This is a genomic window from Nocardioides terrae, assembly GCF_900112345.1.
GTDB classification, from domain to species: Bacteria; Actinomycetota; Actinomycetes; order Propionibacteriales; family Nocardioidaceae; genus Nocardioides; species Nocardioides terrae.
Map to the genome: position 1 here is coordinate 323,772 of NZ_FOLB01000003.1, position 24,106 is coordinate 347,877.

Consider the following 24,106-nt stretch of genomic DNA (forward strand, 5'->3'; position numbering starts at 1 on the left):
CTCATCGCGAGATACTCATCGAGTGCTCATGAGCTGTTGCTCCGATTCCTAGGCGGGTCGTTCACGGTCATCGAGTCGAGGTAGTCCCCCACCGGCGCGGCGGGCAGACCGGTCCCGAGCCGCAGGGCTCGGGGAAAGGCCTTCCGTCGCACCGCGAGGTCGTAGCACTCGCCCGTGGGGTGCAGGTGCGCCCCACGGCCGGGCGCGGTGGCTGTCGGATCGGGTACGACGGCCGGCTGGCCGTTCGCGTCCGAGCCGGCGGTCACCCGCAACAACTCGCGTTTGGCGGCCCGCGTCCGACATCCGATACACGTCCGAACAGGACCGTGATCAGGGATTTCGTCTTGGCGTGCCACCGGACGACCACTCTACCGCCTCCGGCGAGTGGATCCCGAAACGGGGGCGTGACCGAGCACTCAGCTCTCAGCCGAGTGGTCTCGACTCCTCGCGCCGCGCTCGTCCCTCACGCGTCGCTGGGCTCCTCATCCGAGCGGATGTCGATGCGCCAGCCGGTGAGCCGGGCGGCGAGGCGGGCGTTCTGGCCCTCCTTGCCGATGGCGAGCGAGAGCTGGTAGTCCGGCACGACGACGCGGGCGGACCTGGCGTCGGCGTCGAGGATCTCGACGGAGTTGACCCGCGACGGCGACAGCGCGTTGGCGACCAGCGTGGCCGGGTCGTCGGACCAGTCGACGATGTCGATCTTCTCGCCGTGCAGCTCGGCCATCACGTTGCGCACCCGCTGACCCATCGGGCCGATGCACGCGCCCTTGGCGTTGACGCCCTGCACGTTGGACTTGACCGCGATCTTGGTGCGGTGACCGGCCTCGCGGGCGATCGCGGCGATCTCGACGATGCCGTCGTTGATCTCGGGGACCTCGAGCGCGAAGAGCTTCTTGACCAGGCTCGGGTGGCTGCGCGAGAGGGTGATCTGCGGCCCGCGCATGCCCTTGCGGACGCTGGTGACCAGGCACTTGATGCGGGTGCCGTGGTCGTAGGGCTCGCCGGGGACCCGCTCGCTGGACGGGAGCAGCGCCTCGATCTTGCCGAGGTCGACCATCACGTCATCGGGGTTGCGGCCCTGCTGGATGACGCCGGAGATGATGTCGCCCTCGCGTCCGGAGAACTCGCCGAACTTGATGTCGTCCTCGGCGTCGCGCAGCCGCTGGAGCATGATCTGCTTGGCGGTCGTCGCCGCGATCCGGCCGAAGCCGTCCGGGGTGTCGTCGTACTCGGTGAGGACGTTGCCCTCGGCGTCGACCTCGGCCGCCAGCACGCTCACGTGGCCGGACTTGCGGTCCAGCACGACCCGCGCGTTCGGCTCGGCGCCCGGGGTCTTGTGGTAGGCCGTCAGCAGCGCCTGCTCGATCGCCTCGACGAGGACGTCGAAGGAGATCTCCTTCTCCCGCTCCAGCATCCGCAGGATGCTCAGGTCGATGTCCATCAGGCGTCTCCTTCTTCCATGTCATCGCCGAGGTCGCCGGAGGCGCCCTCGGGTCGGCTGAACTCGATCTGCACCAGGGCACGCTTGACGTCGGCGTAGGCGACCCGCCGCGACTTGCCCGACACCTCGAGGGTGACGCCGTCCTCGTCGCTGGCGACGATCCGGCCCGTGAACGCCGCGCCCTCGTGAGGGGTCACCTTGACCAGGCGCCGCTCGTTGCGGCGCCAGTGCCGCGGCAGGGTCAGCGGCCGGTCGACGCCGCGGGAGGTCACCTCGAGGGTGTAGGGCTGGGCACCCATCACGTCGGAGTCGTCGAGGACCTGGTTGACCTCGCGGGTGGCGTCGGCGACGTCGTCGAGCGTCACGCCGCCATCCTTGTCGACGGCGACCCGCAGGATGCGACGCTTGCCGGCCGGCGTGATCTCCACGGCCTCCACGTCGAGCCCCAGGGAGGCGAGCGGACGCACGAGCTCGGTCTCGAGCCGTTCCCTGACGGTTCCTGTTGCCGGGTCGCTCATGGGAGTCCTCCCTGTCCTGTTGTGGGGTGCAGTTGTGCCGCACAGCCTATCGGCTCCGCGCGACGGTCTGAACCGCGCCACTGGGTAAGGTCCGGGCGTGCGATCGCAGTCTCGGCCCATCCGCCGGCCCCTCTCCAGGCCCGTCTCCCGGCGCAGTGTCCAGGGGCTGTTGGCCGGGGCGGTGCTGGTCCCGCTCGCCGGCTGCGACCTGCGTCCGGACGCCACCTCCCCGACGCCACCCCCACCGACCGCCGACGAGCGGCTCGTCGACGCGACGGCGGCCGCGATCCGGACCGCACGCGACGTCGCTGCCCGTGTCCCCGAGGGCCGGGCGCTCGTCGGCGTGCACGAGGCTCACCTGACGGCGCTGGGCGCGCCGTCGGCGTCGGCCAGCCCGTCGGCCCCCGCCGCCCCCGCGCCCGCCGACCTGCGCGCGACGGAGGGCGGTCTCGAGTCGACCCTGACCGACGCCGCGACGCGCGCGAGCGACGGCGCCCTGGCCCGGCTGCTGGCGTCGATGGCCGCCTCCGTCGCCCAGCACCTCGCCGCCCTCCCGAACCCGAAGGCGAGCCGATGAGCACCTCCGACGAGCCGCTGCAGACGGCCCTTGCCGCCGAGCACGCGGCGGTCTACCTCTACGCGATCCTGGGTGGCCGCACGTCGCGCACGACCGCCCCGGCCCTGTACGCCGACCTGCGCCGCGCCTACGAGAGTCACCGCGCCAGCCGCGACCAGCTGCAGTCCCTGATCGCCGATGCCGGGCAGCAGCCGGTCGGACCCGAGCCGGCGTACGCGACGCCGCACGGGATCGATGCCACCGAGGGCATCCGACGGGCGGCGCTCGCGCTGGAGCGCTCCTGCGTGGAGACCTATGCGTGGCTCGTCTCGGCCACCGACGACGCTCAGCGCTCCTGGGCGATCAACGCCCTGAGAAGCGGAGCGGTCCGCGAGCTCGGATTCCGGGGAACTCCCGAGACGTTCCCCGGAATCCACGAGCTCGCGGACCACTCATAGGCCTGGACACGAGGCCACGAGGGACCCGCCTGCTGTGGGGACTGGCGGTTGGGACGCCCTCGTGCACAATCATGCAACCGAGCGTGCCCAGGGGCCACCGAACGCGTTCCTCAACTCTGTGCATTGCGAGAACCTGCAACAGGGTTGACGGTCAGGCCCAGCTTGCGATCAGGTCCCGGACCTCGCCGAGGGAGCGGGCCACACCGTCCGGCGTGCCCTCGGTGCGACCCATCTGCTCGGGCGGGATCACGCTGTGCGGGATGTGGATCGCCCGCATCCCGGCTCGCTGGGCGCCCCAGACGTCGTCGTAGAGCCGGTCGCCCACATAGACGCAGTGGGCCGGGTCGCTGAGCCCGACCGCCTCCATCGCGGCGCGGAACGCCTCGCCGGACGGCTTGGTCCAGGGGATCTCGGAGGTGTAGACGTCGGCGTCGATCAGGTGGGCGACCCCGTCACGCTCGAAGAAGCCGGTGTGCCACGTCCGCGGCCAGATGGTGTTGGAGAGCACGCCGACCTTCAGCCCGTCGGCCCGCAGCGCCTCGAGGAGCGGGCGCGCCTCCGGGTCGGTGTCGGTGTGTGGCAGCCAGAAGTCGTAGTAGCCGCCCAGCCCGTCAGGGTCGTGCTCGAGCGCCGCCACCTCGAAGATGTCGGCGATCGTGGCGCTGCGCTGCTCCTCGCGCGACCAGCGCCAGACGGTGCGGGCCGCCTCCAGGAGCCGGGCGGCGTTCACGGGGTGCTCGTCCTCGCGCGCACCCCGCACGGCCAGCGCCAGCGCGAGCGCCTCGGCGTCGAAGTCGACCGTGTGCCAGGGCGTGAGGGTGCCGCCCCAGTCGAAGATGACCGCCTCGACCGTCCGCGCGGCCGTCATCGCGGGGCCGGCCCGCCCGGTCAGGCCCGGACCAGACCGGTCACGTGGTCGCGCACCTGCTCCGCGGGCACGTCGCGACGCTCGCCGGTCCGGCGGTCCTTGACCTCGATGAGCCCGTCGGCCAGGCCGCGGCCGACGGTGACGATGGTCGGCACGCCGATCAGCTCGGCGTCCTTGAACTTCACTCCCGGGCTGACCTTCGCGCGGTCGTCGAAGAGGACGTCGACGCCCGCATCGGCCAGCTCGTGGGCGAGGCGGTCGGCGGCGGCGAGCACGGCCTCATCCTTGCCGGCAGCGACCAGGTGGACGTCGTACGGCGCCACGTGGCGGGGCCAGCACAGGCCGATGTCGTCGAGGGTGTCCTCGGCGATCGCGGCGACCGCGCGGCTGACGCCGATGCCGTAGGAGCCCATCGTGACGGTCACGAGCTTGCCGTTCTCGTCGAGGACCTGCAGGCCGAGCGCGTCGGCGTACTTGCGGCCGAGCTGGAAGACGTGACCCATCTCGATGCCGCGCGCGGACTCCAGGACGCCCTCGTCACAATGGGGGCAGTGGTCGCCGTCGCGGACGTCGGCGGCCTCGATGGTGCCGTCGGGGGTGAAGTCGCGACCCGCGACGAGGTCCATGACGTGCTGGCCCTGCACGTCGGCGCCGGTCACCCAGCGGGTGCCCTGGGCGACGCGCGGGTCGACGAGGTAGCGGATGCCGCTGCTGCCCTGCTCGCCCAGCACGCCGGGGCCGATGTAGCCCTTGACCAGGGCGGGGTGCCTGGCGAGCTCAGCCTCGTCCATCGCCTCGACCTCGATCGGCTCCAGCTGGCCCTCGAGGCGCTTCTGGTCGACCTCGCGGTCGCCGGGCAGGCCGATGGCCAGCGGCTCACGCGTGCCGTCGGGGTGCTTGAGGACGACGAGGACGTTCTTGAGCGTGTCGCCCGCGGCCCACGGCCGGTCCTCGCGCGCGAAGCGCTCGTTGAGGTGGGCGACGAGGGACTCGATCGTCGGGGTGTCGGGCGTCTGCTCCGCGTGCGCGGCCGGCAGGTCGTCGTACGGCTGCGGGGCGGGCGGGCGCACCTGGACCGCCTCGACGTTGGCGGCGTAGTCGCACTTCGTGCACCGGACGTAGGTGTCCTCGCCGACCTCCGCCTTGGCCAGGAACTCCTCCGACGCCGAGCCGCCCATGGCGCCCGAGGTCGCCTTCACGACGACATAGTCGAATCCGAACCGGTCGAAGATCCGGACGTAGGCGTCGCGGTGCCGCTGGTAGCTCTCCTCGAGGCCGGCGTCGGTCACGTCGAAGGAGTAGGAGTCCTTCATGATGAACTCGCGGCCGCGGAGCAGGCCGGCGCGGGGACGCGCCTCGTCGCGGTACTTGTTCTGGATCTGGTAGAGGCTGAGCGGCAGGTCCTTGTAGGAGCTGTAGAGGTCCTTGACGAGGAGCGTGAACATCTCCTCGTGGGTCGGGCCCAGCAGGTAGTCGCCGTCCTTGCGGTCCTTGAGCCGGAAGATGCCGTCGCCGTACTCGGTCCACCGGCCGGTCGCGTCGTAGGGCTCCTTGGGCAGCAGCGCCGGGAAGCTGACCTCCTGCGCGCCGATGCCGTCCATCTCCTCGCGGATGATCCCCTCGATCTTGCGCAGCACGCGCAGGCCGAGCGGGAGCCAGCTGTAGATGCCGGGCGCGGCGCGACGGATGTAGCCGGCCCGGACGAGGAGCCGGTGGCTCGGCACCTCGGCGTCCGCGGGGTCCTCTCGCAGGGTCCGCACGAACAGGGTCGACATCCGCATCAGCATGAGCAGAAGGTTACGGCTCGACCAGCACCGCAGGTACTCCGGGACATGGATGCAGATGGGTGATCGAGTCCGGTCCGACGCGCTCAGGCCCGCACCGATCGCCCAGACGCACCCGTCCCCTCAGAACATGCCTCAGAACATGCCTCAGAACATGATCGTCGAGAACCGCGCCGACTCCACGAAGCCGACCCGCTCGTAGGCGCGCCGCGCGGGCACGTTCCAGTCGTTGACGTAGAGCGAGACGACCGGCGCGATCTCTCGGCGGACGATCCGGGCCACCGCGGCCATGCCCGTGGTCGCCAGTCCCCGGCCGCGCATGTCGGGCACGACGTAGACGCCCTGGATCTGGGCGGCGTACGGCGACGCGCAGGCCACCTCGGCCTTGAAGACGAGCCGGCCGGACTCGTCGAAGCTGGCGAAGGACCAGCCCCGCGACATCAGCTGGAGGACGCGGGCGCGGTAGAGCTCGGCGCCGCCGCCGTGCTCGGGCGAGACGCCGACCTCCTCGGTGTACATCGCGACGCAGGCCGGGTAGACCTCCGCCAGGTCGGCCCGGTTCGTACGCCGGACCAGCGGGTCACCCTCGACGACAGGATCCCCGTCGAGCTGGAGATGGGGCTGACCCCACCGGACGTCGCGCGGACGACCCCACGAGCCGGCGACGGTGTTCCAGAACGACCGGACCGCGTCGTCGGGCCCGACGATCGTCGAGACCGTGCGGCCGCGGGTGAGGGCCCGCTCGCCGAAGGCGCGGGCGTCCTCGTCGGTCGCGCAGATCGGCACCAGGTTGGCGCCCACGTGGCAGGCCGCCACGAGCGCCCCGCCGGCGTACCGACCCCACATCTCGCCGCCGAGCCAGCGCGGCTCGAGGCCGGTGGTGCGTGCCCGGTAGTCGGCGAAGACGTTGACGACCGGGTCGGTGATCACCAGCGCGAGGAAGGCGTCCAGGTCCGCGGGGCCGAGAGGCCGGATCCCCTGACGCGTGGTGAGCACGGGGCGAGCCTAACCATGTCGGCCGGCTCAGCCGACGTTGACCGACGGCGCCATGCCGTCGACGGCCTCCATGCCCTCGGCGATCTTCATCGCCTCCTCGATGAGCGTCTCCACGATCTGCGACTCGGGCACCGTCTTGATGACCTCGCCCTTGACGAAGATCTGGCCCTTGCCGTTGCCGGAGGCGACGCCGAGGTCGGCCTCGCGGGCCTCGCCCGGGCCGTTGACGACACAGCCCATGACGGCGACCCTCAGCGGCACCTCCATGCCCTCGAGGCCGGCGGTGACCTCCTCGGCGAGCTTGTAGACGTCGACCTGGGCGCGGCCGCACGAGGGGCAGCTGACGATCTCGAGCTTGCGCGGGCGCAGGTTGAGCGACTGCAGGATCTGGATGCCGACCTTGACCTCCTCGACCGGAGGCGCGCTGAGGGAGACGCGGATGGTGTCGCCGATGCCCTTGCTCAGCAGGGCGCCGAACGCGGTCGCGGACTTGATCGTGCCCTGGAACGCCGGGCCCGCCTCGGTGACGCCGAGGTGCAGCGGCCAGTCGCCGCGCTCGGCGAGCAGCTCGTAGGCGCGGACCATGATCACCGGGTCGTTGTGCTTGACCGAGATCTTGAAGTCGTGGAAGTCGTGCTCCTCGAAGAGGCCGGCCTCCCAGACGGCGCTCTCGACCAGCGCCTCGGGCGTCGCCTTGCCGTACTTCTCCAGCAGCCGCTTGTCGAGGCTGCCCGCGTTGACGCCGATCCGGATCGAGGTGCCGTGGTCCTTCGCGGCGGCGGCGATCTCCTTGACCTGGTCGTCGAAGGCGCGGATGTTGCCGGGATTGACGCGTACGGCGGCACAGCCGGCCTCGATCGCGGCGAAGACGTACTTCGGCTGGAAGTGGATGTCGGCGATGACCGGGATCTGCGAGTGCTGGGCGATCTCGGCCAGCGCCTCGGCGTCGTCCTGGCTCGGGCAGGCGACGCGGACGATGTCGCAGCCGGAGGCCGTCAGCTCGGCGATCTGCTGCAGGGTCGAGTTGACGTCGGCCGTCAGCGTGGTCGTCATCGACTGCACCGAGATCGGGTGGTCGCTGCCGACGCCGACCTTGCCCACCTGGATCTGGCGGGTCCGGCGGCGCGGAGCGAGCACCGGCGGCGGGGCGGCGGGCATGCCGAGGCTGATGGCGGTCATGGCGTCAAGTATCCGTGTCTACTGGGACTGCAGGTGAACGGGGACCACGAGGTCCCCGACGATCAGGACGCCGCCCATGACGAGCAGCGCGGAGGCGACGACGTAGGCGACCGGGAGAAGCTTGGCCGCGTCGACGTAGCCGGGGTCGGGCCGCCGCCGCAGCCGGGCGAGGCCGCGGCGCAGCGCCTCCCAGAGCGCGCTGGCGATGTGGCCGCCGTCGAGCGGGAGCAGCGGCACGAAGTTGAACAGGCCGATGAAGAGGTTGAAGCCCGCCACGAGGCCGAGCAGGAACATCACCTTGTCGAGCAGCGGGAAGTCCTGCTCCGAGACCGCCTCCCCGGCGATCCGGCCGCCGCCGACGATGCTCACCGGGCCGTTGGGGTCACGCTCGGACACACCGGCGATCGCCTTCGCGACGCCCCAGACCTTGACCGGCAGATGGGCCAGCGCGACCACGCTGTCGCGGGTCATCCCACCCATCTGCTCCAGCGTGAAGATCGGGCCGCCCTTGGTCGCGACGACGCGCGTCGTCGGCGAGACGCCGAGGAAGCCGACCTCCCGCAGGGTGGTGTCGGTCGCGGAGTCCGGTCGCGCCTCGACGGTGGTGTTCGTCGTCGCGGTGTGCTCGACGCCGTCGCGCAGGTAGCCGATCGTCGCGGTGCCGTCGTCGTTGGCGCGGACCAGGTCCTTGAGCTGGTCCCAGTCGCCGACGGCGACGCCGTTGAATCTGGTGATCGTGTCGCCCGGCTTCAGCCCGGCCTTCGCCGCGGGCGAGGCCGGGTCGTCGGCACGGCAGTCGGTCCGCTGCTCGACGTAGGGCACGACGCACTGCGACACCTCGTCGAGGACCGGCCGGCCGCTGTCGGCCTTGAGCTCGCGGACGCCGTACGCACCGAAGATCACGCTGAAGAGCGCGAAGGCGATGAGCAGGTTGACCGTCGGCCCGCCGGCCATCACGATCACCTTCCGCCACCACGCCATCCGGTAGAACAGCCGGTCCTCGTCGCCTGGCTGGACCAGCTCCCACTCCGCCGCGCGCGCGTCGGAGATCAGCTGGGTGAACATCCCGGTGTTGGACTTGCGCACCTTCAGCGACCCGTCGGGCTGCCGCTCGCCGAGGTCCTCGGCGTCGGGCGGGAGCATCCCGATGATCTTGACGTAGCCGCCCAGCGGGATGGCCTTGACGCCGACCTCGGTCTCGCCGCGCTGGGTCGACCAGACGGTGGGGCCGAACCCGATGAAGTACTGCGTGACCTTGCCGCCGAACGCCTTGGCCGGAATGAGGTGGCCCAGCTCGTGCAGGCCGATCGAGGCGAGGATCGCGACGAAGAAGAGCACCACGCCGAGGGCGTAGTAGACGGCGGTCATCGGGTTCCGGTTCCGATCAGCTGGGTGGCGGTGGTCCGTGCCCACGCGTCGGCGGCGAGCACGTCGTCGACGGTGAGCGGCTGCTTCGAGAGTACGTCGTCAGCGGTCGCGAGCACCTTCTCCACCGTGTCCACGATGCCGGTGAACGGCAGCGCCCCGCGCCGGAAGGCATCGACGCACATTTCGTTGGCGGCGTTGTAGACCGCCGGCGCGACGCCGCCCCGCTCCCCCGCCGCCCGCGCCAGGGAGACGGCCGGGAACGCCTCGTCGTCGAGCGGGAAGAACTCCCAGGTGTTGGTGGTCGACCAGTCGACCGGCGGGGCTGCGTCCGGGACGCGGTCCGGCCAGGCGAGGCCGAGCGCGATCGGGATCAGCATCGTCGGCGGGCTCGCCTGGACCAGCGTGGAGCCGTCGACGAACTCCACCATCGAGTGGACGACGCTTGTCGGGTGCACCACGACCTCGATGCGGTCGAAGGGGATGCCGAAGAGCAGGTGCGCCTCGATGACCTCGAGCCCCTTGTTGACCAGGGTCGCCGAGTTGATCGTGATGACCGGACCCATGGCCCACGTCGGGTGGTCGAGCGCCTCCTCGACGCTCACCTGCTCCAGGTCCGCGCGGGACCGCCCACGGAACGGGCCGCCCGAGGCGGTCAGCACCAGGCGGCGTACCTCCGACGCGGCGCCGCCGCGCAGGCACTGGGCGATCGCCGAGTGCTCGGAGTCGACGGGCACGATCTGGCCGGGCTTCGCCCGGTCGCGCACGAGAGGGCCGCCCATGATGAGCGACTCCTTGTTGGCCAGCGCGAGGGTGTTGCCGGCGTCGAGAGCGGCGAGCGTCGGACGCAGCCCCACCGCGCCGGTGATGCCGTTGAGCACCACGTCGGCGCCCATGGAAGCGGCCTCCACGCTCGCCTCCTCGCCGAGTCCGGAGAAGGCGGGACCGAACTCGGCCACCTGCTGCGCGAAGAGCTCCGGGTTGCTCCCACCGGCGGTCAGTCCGACGACGCGGAAGCGGTCCGGGTTGGACCGGACCAGGTCGAGCGCCTGGGTCCCGATCGAGCCGGTGCTGCCGAGGATGACGATCTGACGGGGGTCGCGGGGGTCCTGCACGTCACCATCCTCCCAGGCGTCGTCGCTAACGTGGCGATCATGGGCGAGTACGTCGACGTCGCCGGTCATCCGACCTGGCTGCACCGCTGCGGCAGCGGCTCGGAGACGATCCTGCTGCTGCACGGCGGGCTGAGCTGCAGCGAGGAGCTGCTGACGGCGCTCGAGGAGCCGCTCGGGTCGTCGTACGAGCTGGTGGCCTTCGACCGCAAGGGCCACGGCTGGACCGCCGACACCGACGAGCCGTTCCACTACGAGTCGATGGCCGACGAGGTGATCGCGGTGGTCGAGCTGCTCGGTGGCGGCCCGGTGCACGTGGTCGGCTGGAGCGACGGCGGCATCGCCGCGCTGCTGGCCAGCCGCAGGCGCCCCGACCTGATCGCTCGGCAGGTGCTGATCGGCACCAACTTCCACCACGACGGGATCGTCCTCGACGGGCTCGCCGAGGATCCTGGGGTCTCGGCAGGGATGGCGGAGTCCTACGGGCGGCGCTCCCCCGACGGCCGCGACCACTTCCCGGTGGTCCTCGAGAAGTTCAACACGCTGGCCCGCACCGAGCCGACCCTGGCTCCCGGGGACCTGGCCGCCGTCGCCACCCCGACCCTCGTGCTCGTCGGCGACGACGACATGGTCGCCCTGGCGCACACCGTCGCCCTCTTCGAGGGGCTCCGCGCCGGGCAGCTCGCCGTCGTGCCCGGCGCCTCCCACGCGGTGCCGGTCGAGAAGCCGGCGCTCGTGGCCGGGCTGATCACCGAGTTCCTGCAGGGACCGGTGCCGCCGCCCACCGCGCTCCCCGTCCGTCGCGCTCCTGCGCGAAGCTGACCGGATCCGTGGCGCCGGCGGCTTCAACAGACGGATCCGCGCGTCATACCCTCTCCCCATGACCGAGATCGGCGGCCCGACCGTCCCCCAGCAGCGCAAGCTCGTCACCGCGATCCCGGGGCCGGGCTCGCTCGAGCGGCTCGACCGCAAGAAGGCCTACGTCGCCGACGGTGTCGGCACGACTCTGCCCGTCTTCGTGGTCGCGGCCGGCGGCGGCGTGCTCGTGGACGTGGACGGCAACAGCCTCATCGACCTGGGCTCCGGCATCGCCGTCACCACGGTCGGCAACGCCGCGCCCCGCGTCGTCGCACGGGCGACCGAGCAGCTGGCCGCGTTCACCCACACGTGCTTCATGGTCACGCCGTACGACGGCTACGTCGACGTCGCCGCCAAGCTCGCCGAGCTGACGCCGGGTGATCACGCCAAGAAGTCGGCGCTGTTCAACTCCGGCGCCGAGGCGGTCGAGAACGCCGTGAAGATCGCCCGCGTGGCGACCGGACGCGACGCCGTCGCCGTCTTCGACCACGCGTACCACGGTCGCACCAACCTGACGATGGCGATGACGGCGAAGAACATGCCCTACAAGAACGGCTTCGGGCCCTTCGCCGGCGAGGTCTACCGCGCGCCGATGTCCTACCCGCTGCGCGACGGCCTCTCCGGCGCCGAGGCGGCGGCCCGCGCGATCGACGTGCTCGAGAAGCAGGTCGGCGCCGCCAACCTCGCCTGCGTCGTCATCGAGCCGATCCAGGGCGAGGGTGGCTTCGTCGTGCCCGCGCCCGGGTTCCTGCCCGCGATCGCCGACTGGTGCCGCGCCAACGGCGTGCTCTTCGTCTCCGACGAGATCCAGGCCGGCTTCTGCCGCACCGGCGCGTGGTTCGCGGTCGACGAGGAGAGCGTCGTCCCCGACCTGATCACCACCGCCAAGGGCATCGCGGGCGGCCTCCCCCTCGCCGCCGTGACCGGTCGCGCCGAGGTGATGGACGCGGTCCACGCCGGCGGGCTCGGCGGGACCTACGGCGGCAACCCCGTCGCCTGCGCGGCGGCGCTCGGCGCGATCGAGGAGATGGAGACCGGTGACCTCGCCGGCCGCGCCCGCGACATCGGTGCGCTCATGCGGGCCCGTCTCGACGCCCTCAAGGACGCCCACCCCGTCATCGCCGAGGTGCGCGGCCGCGGCGCGATGATGGCGATCGAGCTGACCACCCCCGGGACGCTCGAGCCCGACGCCGCCCGGACGGCACGCGTGGCGGCGTACTGCCACTCCCAGGGCGTCGTCGTCCTCACCTGCGGGACGTGGGGCAACGTCTTCCGCTTCCTGCCCCCGCTCTCGATCAGCGACGAGCTGCTCGAGGAGGCCTTCGATGTCGTCGCCGAGGCCTTCTCCGCCACTGCCTGACTTCTCAGCGCCGAGTCGGCAGAAGCTCTCCGAGCTTCTGCCGACTCGGCGCGTGGGTCAGGCGCGGTACGCCGCCCACATCTGCGAGGCCCGGTCGGCCTGGCCCTGCGTGAACTCCAGGTAGCAGCTGTCGTAGCTGTAGTCCATGAAGTTGTGGATCGGGTCCAGACCCGGCAGCGAGCACGAGTCGCGACCCGCGGGGCAGCCGCTGGTGGCGCTGGACTGGGCCGGCGTGTCCGTGACCTCGTCGTTCGTGGCGGTGCAACCGCCCTGGAAGGTGTGGTAGAGCCCGAACCAGTGGCCGGCCTCGTGGCTGGCGGTCTCGCCGAGGTTGTAGTTGGCGATGCTGCCGCCCGGCAGCGAGGAGTACTGCACCCGGATCCCGTCGATGGCGCCCTGCCGGGCGTAGTCCCACGGGAACGTCGCGATGCCGAGGTAGCTGAAGTCGACGAGCCAGACGTTGAGGGCGTTCTTGCCGCCGAGTCGGGTCTGCCTGCGGTACGTCGACGACTGCTTGTCCTGGTGCCAGGAGTTGTTCTTGTAGCGGTCGACGCCGGCCAGCGTGAACGTGACGCCCAGGTCCGCCGCGGTCGACGACTTGCCGCCCGCGTAGTCACGGTTGAGCACGGAGATCTGCTGGTCGATCTGGGACTGGGTGACGTCACCCGCGCCGCTCGCGCTCAGCATCACGTGGAAGTAGACCGGGACGGTGGCGCCGATGCGACCGCTCGAGGCGGCGGTCGCCCCCTTCTTGGCCGCCAGCCGCTTCTCGAGGTCCGCCTGGATCCGCTTCTGCTCGGCGGCGCTGACGGCGCGGGTGTCGCCGCCGGTGCCGCCGCGGGCGGCGAAGGCGGGCGTCCCGGACTCGTTGACCTGACAACCGGCGGCCTCCGGACGAGCGGCGGTCGCCGTACCGCTCGGTGCGACGGCGAGGAGCGCACCGGCCGCGACGGCTCCGGCTGCGAGGGATGTGAGGTGGCGCGACAGGGGCATGGGTTGTTTCCTCCCGAGAGGGCCACCGGGTCGGCGGCAACTAGTCGCTGATCCTCATCCCTGATGCCGTCGGGACCGAGCCCGCCGGGCCTGCGAGTTCATGCGTTGCACAAAGGTGCAGACCCGCTGCCGGCGACGACTGGATCCTGCGTCGCCACGGCGAATCCTGGAAGTCTTCCCCGCTCGCCACAACGGATTCCGTCGTCGAGTCCGCGCAACGGCGACGGATTCACTTGCATCCTGCGGTATCTCCAGGGAGCATGGGACCCATGGACCCGGACAACGCCCCCGACCTCGCTCGCCTGCAGCGTGCCGCCAAGGACCACCTCTGGATGCACTTCACGCGGCACTCCTCCTACGACAGCGCCGACGTGCCCATCATCGTGAAGGGCGAGGGCGCCTACATCTACGACGTCCACGGCAAGCGGTACCTCGACGGCCTCGCCGGGCTCTTCGTCAACCAGCTGGGCCACGGCCGCACCGAGCTCGCCGAGGCGGCGTCCAAGCAGGCCCAGCAGCTGGCCTTCCACCCGCTGTGGTCCTACGCCCACCCGGCCGCCATCGAGCTCGCCGAGAAGCTGGCCGGCCTCGCGCCGGGCAACCTCAACCGCGTCTTCTTCACCAGCGGCGGCGGCGAGGCGGTCGAGACGGCGTGGAAGCTGGCCAAGAACTACTACAAGCTGGTCGGCAAGCCGCTCAAGCACAAGGTGATCAGCCGCGCGATCGCCTACCACGGCACCACCCAGGGCGCGCTGTCGATCACCGGGCTGCCGTCGCTCAAGCAGCAGTTCGAGCCGCTGGTGCCCTCGACCTTCCGGGTCCCGAACACCAACGTGTACCGCGCCGACTCCATCACCGGTGGCCTGATCGACGTGACCGACGACGCCTCGGCCGAGGCCTTCGGCCGCTGGGCCGCCGACCAGATCGCGGTCGCGATCGAGAACGAGGGCCCCGACACGGTCGCCGCCGTCTTCCTCGAGCCGGTCCAGAACGCGGGCGGCTGCTTCCCGCCGCCTCCCGGCTACTGGCAGCGCGTGCGCGAGATCTGCGACGAGTACGACGTCCTGCTCGTCTCCGACGAGGTCATCTGCGCCTACGGCCGGCTCGGGACATGGTTCGGCGGGCAGAAGTTCGACTACGAGCCCGACATCATCACCTCGGCGAAGGGCCTGACCTCGGGCTACTCCCCGCTCGGCGCGATGATCGCCTCCGACCGGCTGATGGAGCCCTTCCTCGCCGACGGCCAGATGTTCGCCCACGGCTACACCTTCGGCGGCCACCCGGTCTCCACCGCCGTGGCGCTGAAGAACCTCCAGATCATGGAGGACGAGAAGATCCTCGAGAGGGTCTCCTCCAACGAGGCGGCGTTCCGCTCGACGCTGGAGAAGCTCTACGACCTGCCGATCGTCGGCGACGTCCGCGGCTCGGGCTACTTCTACGGCATCGAGCTGGTCAAGGACCGCGAGACCAAGGAGTCCTTCACCGAGGACGAGTGCGAGCGGATCCTCTACGGCTACGTCTCCAAGGCGCTCTACGAGGAGGGCCTCTACTGCCGCGCCGACGACCGCGGCGACCCGGTCATCCAGCTCTCACCGCCGCTGATCGTCGGGCAGCCCGAGTTCGACGAGATCGAGCGGATCCTGCGCGTCGTCCTCGACAAGGCCTACTCGCTGCTCTGATCCCGCTCCCGGCCGCCGGCGTGGGTTAGCCGGCGCGGACCACCGAGTCGGCAGAAGCCCTCAGACCCGTGAAGAGCTTCTGCCGACTCGGCGTCTCAGCATCACGAACTTCTGCCGACTCGGCGTCAGGAGTCGAAGCCCAGGCCCGCGCGGTCGAGGGTGCGGAGCCAGAGGTTGCGGCGGCCGTGGTTGGCGTCGGCGCGGGCGAGTGAGCGCGTGGTCATGCGAATGCCGGCCCAGCGCAGGGGCTCGGGCGGGAAGGGCAGCGGCTTCCGCCGCACCATGGCCAAACCGGTCCGCTCGGTGGACTCGCCCCGGAGCAGGTCGAGCATCACTTGGGCGCCGAAGCGCGTCGCCGCCACGCCGAGGCCCGTGTACCCGAGCGCGTAGGCCGCGTCGCCGCCCAGGGCGGTGCCGAAGAAGGCGGAGAAGCGGGTGCAGGTGTCGATGACGCCCGCCCAGCGGTGCGTGAAGCGCACCCCCTCGAGCTGCGGGAAGGTCTCGAAGAAGTGCCGGGCCAGCCGGTCGTGGGTCGGACCGGACTCGAGCGAGAGCGAGATCCGCGAGCCGTAGTGGTAGACCGCGTCGTAGCCGCCCCACAGGATCCGGTTGTCGCGGGTGAGCCGGTAGTAGTGGAACTGGTTGGCGGAGTCCCCCACACCCTCCCGGCCCGACCAGCCGATCGACGCCATCTGGGCCTCGGAGAGCGGCTCGGTCATGAGCACGTAGTCGTAGACGGGCACGGTCATCAGCGAGAGCCGCCGCAGCAGCGGGGGGAAGGCGTTGGTCGCCAGCGCCACCTGCCCCGCCCGGACCCATCCCCTGTCCGTCGCGACGCGCAGCCCCGTCGAGCCGCGGTCGAGCGAGGTCACCCGAGTGCTCTCGTGGATGACGACGCCGGCGTCCAGGCACGCCTGCCGCAAGCCCCACGCGAGCCTTGCCGGCTCGACGAGCGCGGTGCCGTGCGGCTCGAGCAGCCCGCCGACGTACGTCGGGGAGTCGAGCAGCGCGCGCACGCCGACGGCATCGAGGAGGGAGTGCCCGACGCCCCGCTCCCGCATCTGTCCCGACAGCTCGGCGAGCTCGTCGACCTGGTGCGGCCGGGTCGCCACCGACAGCTCGCCGGTCAGGCGCCAGTCGCAGTCGATCCCGAACCGGGCGACGGTCTCCCCGATCGCGGCGAGGTTCTCCGCGCCGAGCCGGTCGAGCGTCTCGAGCTCGTCGGGCCAGCGCGCCAGCCCGTTGCCGAAGCCGTGCGTGAGGCTCGCCGAGGCGAAGCCGCCGTTGCGCCCGCTCGCCTCGCCGCCGCACCGGCCCGCCTCGAGCACGAGCACCGACCGGGACGGGAACCGCTCCCGCGCGAGCAGCGCGGTCCACAGCCCGGTGTAGCCACCGCCGACGACCACGAGGTCGGCCTCGGCCGCTCCCGCCAGGGGCGGGAGCGGCTCGGGCCGGGTCGGGTCGTCGAGCCAGTACGCCGTCGGCTCGGCCTCCGCCAGGGCCGGGTGCATCAGGCGACGAGCCCCTTGGCGCGTCGCCGGGAGAGGACCTCGCCGCTGACGACCACGGCGATGGCGATCAGGAACATCACCGTGCCCACGACGTTGACCTGCATCGGCACACCGCGCTGCGCGGCGCCCCAGACGAACATGGGGAACGTGACCGTCTGGCCGGCGTTGAGGTTGGTGATGATGAAGTCGTCGAAGGACAGGCTGAAGGCGAGCAGCGCTGCTCCGAGGATGCCGGGGAAGACGAGCGGGAAGGTGACCCGCCAGAACGTCTGGAACTCCGTCGCGTAGAGGTCCATCGCCGCCTGCTCGAGGTTGGCGTCCAGACCGGCCAGCCGCGACCGCACGGTGATGACGACGAACGACAGGCAGAACATCACGTGCGCGATGAGGATCGTCCAGAAGCCGAGCCGACCGCCGAAGCCGGTCGCCACGAACAGCGCGAGCAGGGACGAGCCCATCACGATCTCGGGGGAGGCCATCGGCAGGAACAGCACGATGTTCATCGACCCGCGTCCATGGAACCGGTGGCGCACCAGCGCGAACGCGGCCAGCGTGCCGAGCACGGTCGCGACCAGCGTGGCCAGCAGGCCGATCTCGACGCTCTTCCCGACCGCAGCGCACATCCCGTCCGGCCGGCAGGGATGCAGCCAGTTGTCCCACGTGAAGGACTGGAACCGGTAGAGGTTGCGGGCGTGGCTGCTGTCGTTGAACGACATCAGCGCGACGATGACGTTGGGGATGTACATGTAGACCAGCACGAGCAGCCCGAGGAGCAGCACGAGGTTGCGGCGTACGAAGCTCACAGCAGCTCCTCCGTCCCGGCCTTGCGGATGTAGAACAGCACCAGCACCAGGATGATCAGCATCAGGATCACCGAGAGAGCGCCGGCCCTCGCGTAGTCGCCCGTGGTGGTGAACAGGTCCTGGATCACGTTGCCGACCATGCGCTGGTTGGGGCTCCCGAGCAGGGAGGCGTTGATGAAGTCGCCCGTGGCCGGGATGAAGGTGAGCAGCGTGCCGCCGACGACGCCCGGCAGCGACAGCGGCCAGGTCACCTTGAAGAACGCGCGGGACGGCGAGGCGTAGAGGTCGCTCGCGGCCTCGATCAGCCGACCGTCGATCTTCTCCAGCGAGGCGTAGAGGGGCAGCACCATGAACGGCAGGAAGTTGTAGGTCAGGCCGGCCACGACCGCGATCGGGGTCGCGAGCAGGCGGTTGTCGGACCCGAGGATGTGCACGGTCTGCAGCGCGTCCACCACCCACCCGTTGTCGCCGAGGATCAGCTTCCAGGACAGTGTCCGGATGAGGAAGCTGGTGAAGAACGGCGCCACCACCAGCACCAGCATGAGGTTCTTCCAGCGCCCGGCCCTGAACGCGATCGCGTAGGCGAGGACGTAGCCGAGCACGAGGCAGAACGCGGTCGCCAGGGCGGCGTACCAGAGGGACCGCACCATCGGCTGCCAGTACTCGCTGAGCGCGTGGCCGAAGTTGGCGAAGTGGTAGGTGACGTCGTAGCCGGTCAGCACCGAGCCGTCCGGGTCGAACAGCGACGTGGCGAGCAGCGAGTAGAACGGCACCACGAAGAACAGGCCGAGCCAGACCGCCGTGGGCAGGATCAGCCAGTAGCCGGTCAGCTTGCGCCGCTGGCGCGGCCCGCCGGCCACCGCGTCGGGCGTCGGATCCGTCTCCGGGGTCAGGGCGACCATCAGGCCTCTCCCAGCCCCGCGTCGATGTCCTGGCTGGAGTCGAGGAGGAAGGCGAACTCGGGGCGCCAGGAGACGTCGACCTTCGTCCCGGGGGCGAGGACGCCACGGGCGCCGGTGTTCTGCTCGAAGGCGAGCATCTCCCGGCCCCACGGCATCCTGACGACGTACTGCGTCGAGACGCCGATGAAGCTCGAGTCGACGATGACGGCGCCGGTCATGTGGTTGCCCGGTGCGTCGATGGGCTCACCGGCGGGCGCGATGAGGACCTTCTCCGGCCGGACCCCGACCCACCCCTTGGTGCCGACCGTGTTGGCGGTGTGGGCGCGCTCGACCGGGATCGAGACGACCGTGCCCTCCATGTCGACCTTGACCTGCCCATCAGCACCGCCCTCCACGCCCACGACGCTGCCGCCGATGAGGTTGGACTGGCCGAGGAAGTTCGCGACGAACGTGGTCGCCGGGTTCTCGTAGAGCTCGGTCGGGCTGCCGAGCTGCTCGATGACGCCGGCGTTCATCACCGCGATCGTGTCCGCCATCGTCATCGCCTCCTCCTGGTCGTGCGTGACGTGCACGAAGGTGAGGCCGACCTCGGTCTGGATCCGCTTGAGCTCGAGCTGCATCGCCCGCCGCAGCTTGAGGTCGAGGGCGCCGAGCGGCTCGTCGAGGAGCAGGACCTCCGGCCGGTTGATGAGCGCCCGGGCGAGTGCGACACGCTGCTGCTGACCGCCCGAGAGCTGGGCCGGGCGCTTGTTCGCCTGCTCGGTCAGCTCGGTGAGCTCGAGGATGTCGGCGACCGGGCCCTTCACGTCCTTCACGCCACGGCGGCGCATCCCGAAGGCGACGTTCTCGGAGATGCTGAGGTGCGGGAAGAGCGCGTAGTTCTGGAAGACCGTGTTGACCGGCCGCCGGTAGGGCTTCTCGTGCGTGATGTCCTGGTCGCCGATGGTGATCGACCCGGCGGTCACCGTCTCGAGGCCGGCGACCATGCGCAGCGTCGTCGTCTTGCCGCAGCCGGACGGCCCGAGCAGGGCGAAGAAGCTGCCCCGGGGGATCTCCAGGTCGAGCGACTGCACCGCCACGAAGCCGTTCGGGTACTCCTTGCGCAGCCCGGTCAGGCACAGGTCGCGCCCGCCGGCCGGGGCGTCAGCCACTGATGACATCGTTGAAATCTCCTTCGTACTGCCGCATCGTGGCCTCCTCGAGCGCCATGAAGACGTGGGTCGCCTTGAGGTAGTCCTCGCTCGGGAAGATGAGCGGGTTGTCGACCAGCGTCGGGTCGACCTTCTCCATCTCGGCCTGCGCACCGTCGACGGGGCAGACGTACCAGACGTACGCCGCGAGCTTCGCCGCGACCGCGGGGTCGTAGTAGTAGTCGATCCACTTCTCCGCGTTGGCCTGGTGGGAGGCGAGGTTGGGCACGATCATGTTGTCCGACCAGATCATCAGGCCCTCCTCGGGCCGGACGAACACGAGGTTCTCGTCCTCGGCGGCCGCGATGTCGCCCGACCAGGCGACGCAGGCCGCGATGTTGCCGGCGGAGAGGTCGTTGAGGTACTCGTTGCCCGTGAACGCGCGGATCTGCCCGCGCCGCCGCGCGGCGCTGATCTTGTCGATCGCGCCGGCCCAGTCGTCGCTGCTGAACTTGCTCGGGTCCTTGCCACCGGAGAGCAGCATCAGCCCCATCGTGTCGCGCATCTCGGTCAACATCGTGACCTTCCCGCGCAGGTCGTCGCGGGTGAGCAGCTCGTCCATGGTCCGGACTTCCTTGACCAGCGACTTGTTGTAGGCGATGCCGGTGAAGCCGCTCTGCCACGGCGCGGAGTAGTCGCGGTTCGGGTCCCATCCCACGCCCTGCAGCGACGAGATGAGGTTCTTGTCGAGGTTCGGGACCTTCGACTTGTCGAGCTTCTGGATCCAGCCCATCTGGATCATCCGCGCGGCCATCCAGTCCGTCAGCATGAACATGTCCCGCTTGGTCGGCGCGCAGGCGCCGAGCTGGTTCTTGACCTTGCCGAAGAACTCGACGTTGTCGTTGACGTCGGCGACATAGCTGACGTCGATGCCGAACTCCTTCTGGAAGTCCGTCAGCGTCGAGGTGTAGTCGTTGTCCGGGTCGTCCTCGTCGATGTAGGCCGGCCAGTTCGAGACCACCAGCCGCTTGTCGGTCGCCGACCGGTCGGTCGCGCGACACGCCGCCGGGTCCTGCTTCAGGTCGCGCGTGGAGAACAACGGCAGAACGGCGATGCTGGCCAGGCCGAACGCACCCGCGCCGGCACCCCTCAACACACTTCGGCGGCTCAGGCCAGGTCCGGCCACGGCGCACCTCCTTCCCACCCCGGCGATCCGGGTGCCCGGATCGTGGCACGATCGCCGGGTGCGCCACAAGGGAATCCGTGGCCTGGAAACGAGATTGCAACGAACTACGTCGCCTGACCGGTGCCGGACCACCGAAAACCTCAGCCACACGCGGCGGAACCTTTGACCACTGGCAGGACGAGCCGGGACACTGACGCCCATGACCCGCACCCGCACCAAGCAGCCGGTGACCCTCGACGAGGTCTCGAAGGCGATCATCGAGCAGCTCCAGCAGGACGGCCGCCGCTCGTACGCCGCGATCGGGAAGGTCGTCGGACTCTCCGAGGCCGCCGTCCGCCAGCGGGTCCAGCGGCTGATCGACTCCGGAGTGATGCAGGTCGTCGCCGTCACCGACCCCCTCGAGCTCGGCTTCGCCCGGCAGGCCATGGTCGGCATCAGGGTGTCCGGGCCGCTCGACCCGGTCGCCGACGCGCTGAGCGCGCTTGAGGAGGTCGACTACGTCGTCATCACCGCGGGCTCCTACGACCTGCTCGCCGAGGTCGTCGCCGAGAGCGACGAGCACCTGCTCGAGCTGATCTCGGACAGCATCCGCGCCATCCCGGGCGTCGTCGCGACCGAGACGTTCATGTACCTGCGGCTGCAGAAGCAGACCTACTCGTGGGGCGTGCGGTGAGCTCGTACGCCGACCTCTCGCTCTGGCATGCCACGGCCGGCGATCCGTGGACGCCCCGGCCGCCGCTGGCCGGGGATCTGGCGGTCGACGTGGCGGTGGTCGGCGCCGGCTTCACCGGTCTGTGGACCGCCTACTACCTGGCCGAGGCGCGACCCGACCTCCGGATCGCGGTCGTCGAGAAGGAGGTCGCCGGCTTCGGGGCGTCGGGGCGCAACGGCGGCTGGGCCTCGGCGCTCTTCCCCGCGTCGCTGGGCGCCCTCGCCGCACTCGGGTCGCGGGAGGGCGCGCTCGCCCAGCACCGGGCGATGCGGGAGAGCGTCGACGAGGTGATCCGGGCGGCGAGCGCCGAGGGGATCGACGCCGACATCGCAAAGGGCGGCACCGTCGTGCTCGCCCGCAGCAGCCCGCAGCTCGCCCGTGCCCGCGCCGAGGTCGACGACGCCCGCTCGTGGGGGCGTGGCGAGGACGACGTACGGCTGCTGGACGAGGCGGAGGCGCGGGCGGTCCTCAACGCGACCGGGACGCTCGGCGCGACCTACACCCCCGACTGCGCGGCGATCCACCCCGCGAAGCTGGTGCGCGGGCTGGCCCGGGCGGTCGAGGGCCGCGGCGTCACGATCCACGAGCAGACCCCGGTCACCGCGATCGAACCGCACCGCGTCCTCACGCCGCGGGGCACGGTGAGCGCCGACGTGGTGGTGCGCGCGACGGAGGGCTACACACCCGGCCTCCGCGGGCTCGAGCGGGCCGTCGTGCCCGTCTACTCGCTCATCATCGCGACCGCTCCCCTGCCCGAGTCGGTCTGGTCGGAGATCGGGCTGGCGCGGCGCGAGACGTTCAGCGACCACCGCAACCTCATCGTCTACGGCCAGCGCACCGCGGACGACCGGCTCGTCTTCGGTGGCCGCGGGGCGCCGTACCACTTCGGCTCCCGGATCGACCCCGCGAACGACCGCGACGATCACGTCTTCGCGAGCCTGTGGTCGGCGCTGCTGGAGATGTTCCCCGTCCTCGCCCGCACGAAGGTGACCCACTCCTGGGGCGGGGCGCTCGGGATCCCCCGGGACTGGTGCGCCTCCGTCGGGCTGGACGCAGCGACGGGGCTCGGCTGGGCGGGCGGGTACGTCGGCGACGGGGTCACCACCACCAACCTGGCCGGCCGGACGCTGCGGGACCTGGTGCTGGGGCACTCCTCCGACCTCACCGCGCTCCCCTGGGTCGGTCACCGCTCGCCGGCCTGGGAGCCCGAGCCGCTGCGCTGGCTCGGCATCAACGCCGGCCTGCGGGCGATGACCGTCGCCGACGCCGAGGAGCGCGTCACCGGTCGGCCGTCGCTGGCCGCGCGGGCGATGGCCCCGCTGCTCGGCGGCCACTGAGAAAACCGGTTGCGCGGCCGGTGGGTGCCCCGGGACGATGTCGGCGATCGGGCGCTGTGCCCGGTGATGACCGAGAGGAGGCGAGGAACCGTGACGACTGTCGTTGTCGGCCTGCCCACCCGCCATCCCTCTCACCCTCACCGGAGCACCGTTGTCTTCCGATCTGTCATCCGACGTCACGCTTGACCCACGCTTCACCTTCGACTTCGTCGCCTTCGACGGCGACGACGAGCTCGACCCCGGCTCGCGCTGGTCGACCTGGCTCGCCGTCGAGCCGCTCTGCCGCGGACCGGAGCCGCGCCCGGACTGGGTGGTGACCTCCCAGGCCGCCATCGACACCGAGCTCGGCATCCTCAAGACCGGCAAGGAGGCCGACGCCTTCCTGCTCGAGCGGGCCGTGCCGGGATCGGACCGGCTCGGCGACTCCTGCGTCATGGTGGCCAAGCGCTACCGCGGCGAGGAGCACCGCACCTTCCACCGCTCGGCCAGCTACACCGAGGGCCGCCGCACGCGGAACTCGCGCGACGCCCGCGCCATGGCCAACAAGACCGACTACGGCAGGTCGGTCGCCGCCGGCCAGTGGGCGCGCGCCGAGTGGGAGGCCCTGGTGCGCTGCCACGAGCTCGGGCTGCCGGTCCCCTACCCCGTCCAGGTCGACGGCACCGAGATCCTCATGGAGTGGATCGAGGTGGACGGCGAGACGGCGCCGCGGCTCGCCCAGACCCGCCCGGAGGCCACCCTGCTCGCGGACTACTTCGAGCAGCTCCGCGCCGTCCTCCTCACCCTGACCGAGCAGGGGCTGGTGCACGGCGACCTGTCGCCGTACAACATCCTGGCCGTGGGCGACCGGCTCGTCGTCATCGACCTGCCGCAGATGGTCGACCTGGTGGCCAACCCGGCGGGCGCCGAGTTCCTGCTGCGCGACTGCACGAACATGTGCCGGTGGTTCGCCGCCCGCGGGCTGGACCCGCGGCTGACGGACGAGCAGGCGCTGTTCGGGGAGCTGATGGCGGTGGCGTTCTAGTTGTGATGCCCAGCCAGGTTGTCCAACCTGGTGATGGGTGCTTGCTTGCCGATTGCTGAGTGGGGCCGGTGGTGGTTGTACTGGTGGACCCATCCTGGCAGGGCCGCGAGTCGGGCTGATTCGGAGTTGTAGAACTTCTTGAACGCCCAGCCCTCGGCCAGAGTGCGGTGGAAGCGCTCGATCTTGCCGTTGGTCTGGGGCCGGTAGGGCCGGGTGCGCTTGGGCGTGATGCCGAGCTCGGCGCAGGTGTCGCGCCATAGGTAGGAGCGGTAGCAGCTGCCGTTGTCGCTGAGAACACGCTGGACGGTGACGCCACGTTCGGCGAACCACGCCA

Annotated in this window: 24 protein-coding genes; 8 read left to right on the forward strand and 16 right to left on the reverse strand. The window is 70.8% G+C overall.

The window, feature by feature from the left end; all coding sequences use genetic code 11:
- Nucleotides 1-26: 26 nt before the first annotated feature.
- The 3 genes from BM236_RS06280 to rimP form a co-directional block, all read right to left on the reverse strand.
- Nucleotides 27-356: a YlxR family protein gene (locus BM236_RS06280; protein ID WP_091121447.1), complete on the reverse strand. Its 330-nt coding sequence runs from the start codon at nucleotides 354-356 to the stop codon at nucleotides 27-29.
- A gap of 107 nt (nucleotides 357-463) precedes the next feature.
- Nucleotides 464-1,441 (reverse strand): transcription termination factor NusA, encoded by a 978-nt coding sequence (gene nusA / locus BM236_RS06285; protein WP_091121449.1) that lies wholly within the window; start codon nucleotides 1,439-1,441, stop codon nucleotides 464-466.
- Nucleotides 1,441-1,959 carry a ribosome maturation factor RimP gene (gene rimP, locus BM236_RS06290; RefSeq protein WP_091121451.1) on the reverse strand — a complete coding sequence of 173 codons (519 nt, stop codon included), beginning with the start codon at nucleotides 1,957-1,959 and terminating at the stop codon, nucleotides 1,441-1,443. The genes nusA and rimP overlap by 1 nt, the downstream gene beginning before the upstream one ends.
- Nucleotides 1,960-2,056: 97 nt before the next feature.
- On the opposite strand from rimP, the gene BM236_RS06295 reads away from it, so the two are divergent.
- Both BM236_RS06295 and BM236_RS06300 read left to right on the forward strand, forming a co-directional pair.
- A complete protein-coding gene (locus BM236_RS06295) occupies nucleotides 2,057-2,536 on the forward strand; it encodes a hypothetical protein (RefSeq protein WP_139230041.1) in 480 nt (159 codons plus the stop codon).
- Nucleotides 2,533-2,973, forward strand: coding sequence for a ferritin-like domain-containing protein (locus BM236_RS06300; RefSeq protein WP_091121458.1), 441 nt, complete (start codon nucleotides 2,533-2,535; stop codon nucleotides 2,971-2,973). Before BM236_RS06295 ends, BM236_RS06300 begins: the two co-directional genes overlap by 4 nt.
- Before the next feature lie 151 nt (nucleotides 2,974-3,124).
- Here the strand turns inward: BM236_RS06300 and BM236_RS06305 are convergent, their stop codons facing one another.
- From BM236_RS06305 to BM236_RS06330, 6 genes are all read right to left on the reverse strand, one after another.
- The gene (locus tag BM236_RS06305) at nucleotides 3,125-3,841 is read right to left on the reverse strand and encodes an HAD family hydrolase (protein WP_091121460.1); all 717 of its coding nucleotides are present in this window, start codon (nucleotides 3,839-3,841) and stop codon (nucleotides 3,125-3,127) included.
- Nucleotides 3,842-3,861: 20 nt separating this feature from the next.
- The gene (locus BM236_RS06310) at nucleotides 3,862-5,628 is read right to left on the reverse strand and encodes a proline--tRNA ligase (protein ID WP_091121462.1); all 1,767 of its coding nucleotides are present in this window, start codon (nucleotides 5,626-5,628) and stop codon (nucleotides 3,862-3,864) included.
- 144 nt (nucleotides 5,629-5,772) lie between these two features.
- Nucleotides 5,773-6,621 carry a GNAT family N-acetyltransferase gene (locus BM236_RS06315; RefSeq protein WP_091121463.1) on the reverse strand — a complete coding sequence of 283 codons (849 nt, stop codon included), beginning with the start codon at nucleotides 6,619-6,621 and terminating at the stop codon, nucleotides 5,773-5,775.
- A gap of 27 nt (nucleotides 6,622-6,648) precedes the next feature.
- A complete protein-coding gene (gene ispG, locus BM236_RS06320) occupies nucleotides 6,649-7,800 on the reverse strand; it encodes a flavodoxin-dependent (E)-4-hydroxy-3-methylbut-2-enyl-diphosphate synthase (RefSeq protein WP_091121465.1) in 1,152 nt (383 codons plus the stop codon).
- Between the two features lie 18 nt (nucleotides 7,801-7,818).
- Nucleotides 7,819-9,168, reverse strand: a complete 1,350-nt coding sequence (locus tag BM236_RS06325; RefSeq protein ID WP_091121467.1) for a M50 family metallopeptidase — start codon at nucleotides 9,166-9,168, stop codon at nucleotides 7,819-7,821.
- Complete coding sequence (locus tag BM236_RS06330; protein WP_245750170.1) at nucleotides 9,165-10,280, reverse strand: 1-deoxy-D-xylulose-5-phosphate reductoisomerase; 1,116 nt, start codon at nucleotides 10,278-10,280, stop codon at nucleotides 9,165-9,167. Before BM236_RS06330 ends, BM236_RS06325 begins: the two co-directional genes overlap by 4 nt.
- 39 nt (nucleotides 10,281-10,319) lie before the next feature.
- On the opposite strand from BM236_RS06330, the gene BM236_RS06335 reads away from it, so the two are divergent.
- Together BM236_RS06335 and gabT are read left to right on the forward strand one after the other, a co-directional pair.
- Entirely contained in the window at nucleotides 10,320-11,099 is a 780-nt protein-coding gene (locus tag BM236_RS06335) for an alpha/beta fold hydrolase (protein ID WP_091121471.1), read from the forward strand.
- A 58-nt stretch (nucleotides 11,100-11,157) separates the two neighbouring features.
- Nucleotides 11,158-12,495: a 4-aminobutyrate--2-oxoglutarate transaminase gene (gene gabT / locus BM236_RS06340; RefSeq protein WP_091121474.1), complete on the forward strand. Its 1,338-nt coding sequence runs from the start codon at nucleotides 11,158-11,160 to the stop codon at nucleotides 12,493-12,495.
- 57 nt (nucleotides 12,496-12,552) lie between these two features.
- Here gabT and BM236_RS06345 read toward each other — a convergent pair whose 3' ends face one another.
- Nucleotides 12,553-13,488, reverse strand: coding sequence for a zinc metalloprotease (locus BM236_RS06345; RefSeq protein ID WP_091121476.1), 936 nt, complete (start codon nucleotides 13,486-13,488; stop codon nucleotides 12,553-12,555).
- 269 nt (nucleotides 13,489-13,757) lie between these two features.
- On the opposite strand from BM236_RS06345, the gene BM236_RS06350 reads away from it, so the two are divergent.
- Nucleotides 13,758-15,167: an aspartate aminotransferase family protein gene (locus BM236_RS06350; RefSeq protein ID WP_245750171.1), complete on the forward strand. Its 1,410-nt coding sequence runs from the start codon at nucleotides 13,758-13,760 to the stop codon at nucleotides 15,165-15,167.
- Nucleotides 15,168-15,292: 125 nt separating this feature from the next.
- Here the strand turns inward: BM236_RS06350 and BM236_RS06355 are convergent, their stop codons facing one another.
- From BM236_RS06355 to BM236_RS06375, 5 genes are read right to left on the reverse strand one after another with little or no spacing between them, the layout of a single operon-like run.
- A complete protein-coding gene (locus BM236_RS06355; protein WP_091121480.1) occupies nucleotides 15,293-16,678 on the reverse strand; it encodes an NAD(P)/FAD-dependent oxidoreductase in 1,386 nt (461 codons plus the stop codon).
- Entirely contained in the window at nucleotides 16,678-17,481 is an 804-nt protein-coding gene (locus tag BM236_RS06360; protein ID WP_091121481.1) for an ABC transporter permease, read from the reverse strand. The genes BM236_RS06355 and BM236_RS06360 overlap by 1 nt, the downstream gene beginning before the upstream one ends.
- Entirely contained in the window at nucleotides 17,478-18,383 is a 906-nt protein-coding gene (locus BM236_RS06365) for an ABC transporter permease (RefSeq protein ID WP_091121484.1), read from the reverse strand. Before BM236_RS06365 ends, BM236_RS06360 begins: the two co-directional genes overlap by 4 nt.
- Nucleotides 18,383-19,534 (reverse strand): ABC transporter ATP-binding protein, encoded by a 1,152-nt coding sequence (locus BM236_RS06370; RefSeq protein ID WP_245750172.1) that lies wholly within the window; start codon nucleotides 19,532-19,534, stop codon nucleotides 18,383-18,385. Before BM236_RS06370 ends, BM236_RS06365 begins: the two co-directional genes overlap by 1 nt.
- Nucleotides 19,527-20,669: a polyamine ABC transporter substrate-binding protein gene (locus BM236_RS06375; protein WP_245750173.1), complete on the reverse strand. Its 1,143-nt coding sequence runs from the start codon at nucleotides 20,667-20,669 to the stop codon at nucleotides 19,527-19,529. Before BM236_RS06375 ends, BM236_RS06370 begins: the two co-directional genes overlap by 8 nt.
- A gap of 229 nt (nucleotides 20,670-20,898) precedes the next feature.
- On the opposite strand from BM236_RS06375, the gene BM236_RS06380 reads away from it, so the two are divergent.
- The 3 genes from BM236_RS06380 to BM236_RS06390 all read left to right on the forward strand — a co-directional run bounded on the left by BM236_RS06380 (nucleotide 20,899) and on the right by BM236_RS06390 (nucleotide 23,772).
- Complete coding sequence (locus BM236_RS06380; RefSeq protein WP_091121489.1) at nucleotides 20,899-21,372, forward strand: Lrp/AsnC family transcriptional regulator; 474 nt, start codon at nucleotides 20,899-20,901, stop codon at nucleotides 21,370-21,372.
- On the forward strand, nucleotides 21,369-22,748 hold the full coding sequence (locus BM236_RS06385; RefSeq protein WP_091121581.1) for an NAD(P)/FAD-dependent oxidoreductase: 1,380 nt from the start codon (nucleotides 21,369-21,371) through the stop codon (nucleotides 22,746-22,748). The genes BM236_RS06380 and BM236_RS06385 overlap by 4 nt, the downstream gene beginning before the upstream one ends.
- Nucleotides 22,749-22,899: 151 nt before the next feature.
- The gene (locus BM236_RS06390) at nucleotides 22,900-23,772 is read left to right on the forward strand and encodes a serine protein kinase RIO (RefSeq protein WP_217645246.1); all 873 of its coding nucleotides are present in this window, start codon (nucleotides 22,900-22,902) and stop codon (nucleotides 23,770-23,772) included.
- Here the strand turns inward: BM236_RS06390 and BM236_RS06395 are convergent.
- Nucleotides 23,769-24,106: integrase core domain-containing protein (locus BM236_RS06395; RefSeq protein WP_139230042.1), on the reverse strand; the 338-nt coding region annotated here is incomplete at its 5' end. The two genes, BM236_RS06390 and BM236_RS06395, sit on opposite strands and share 4 nt — an antisense overlap.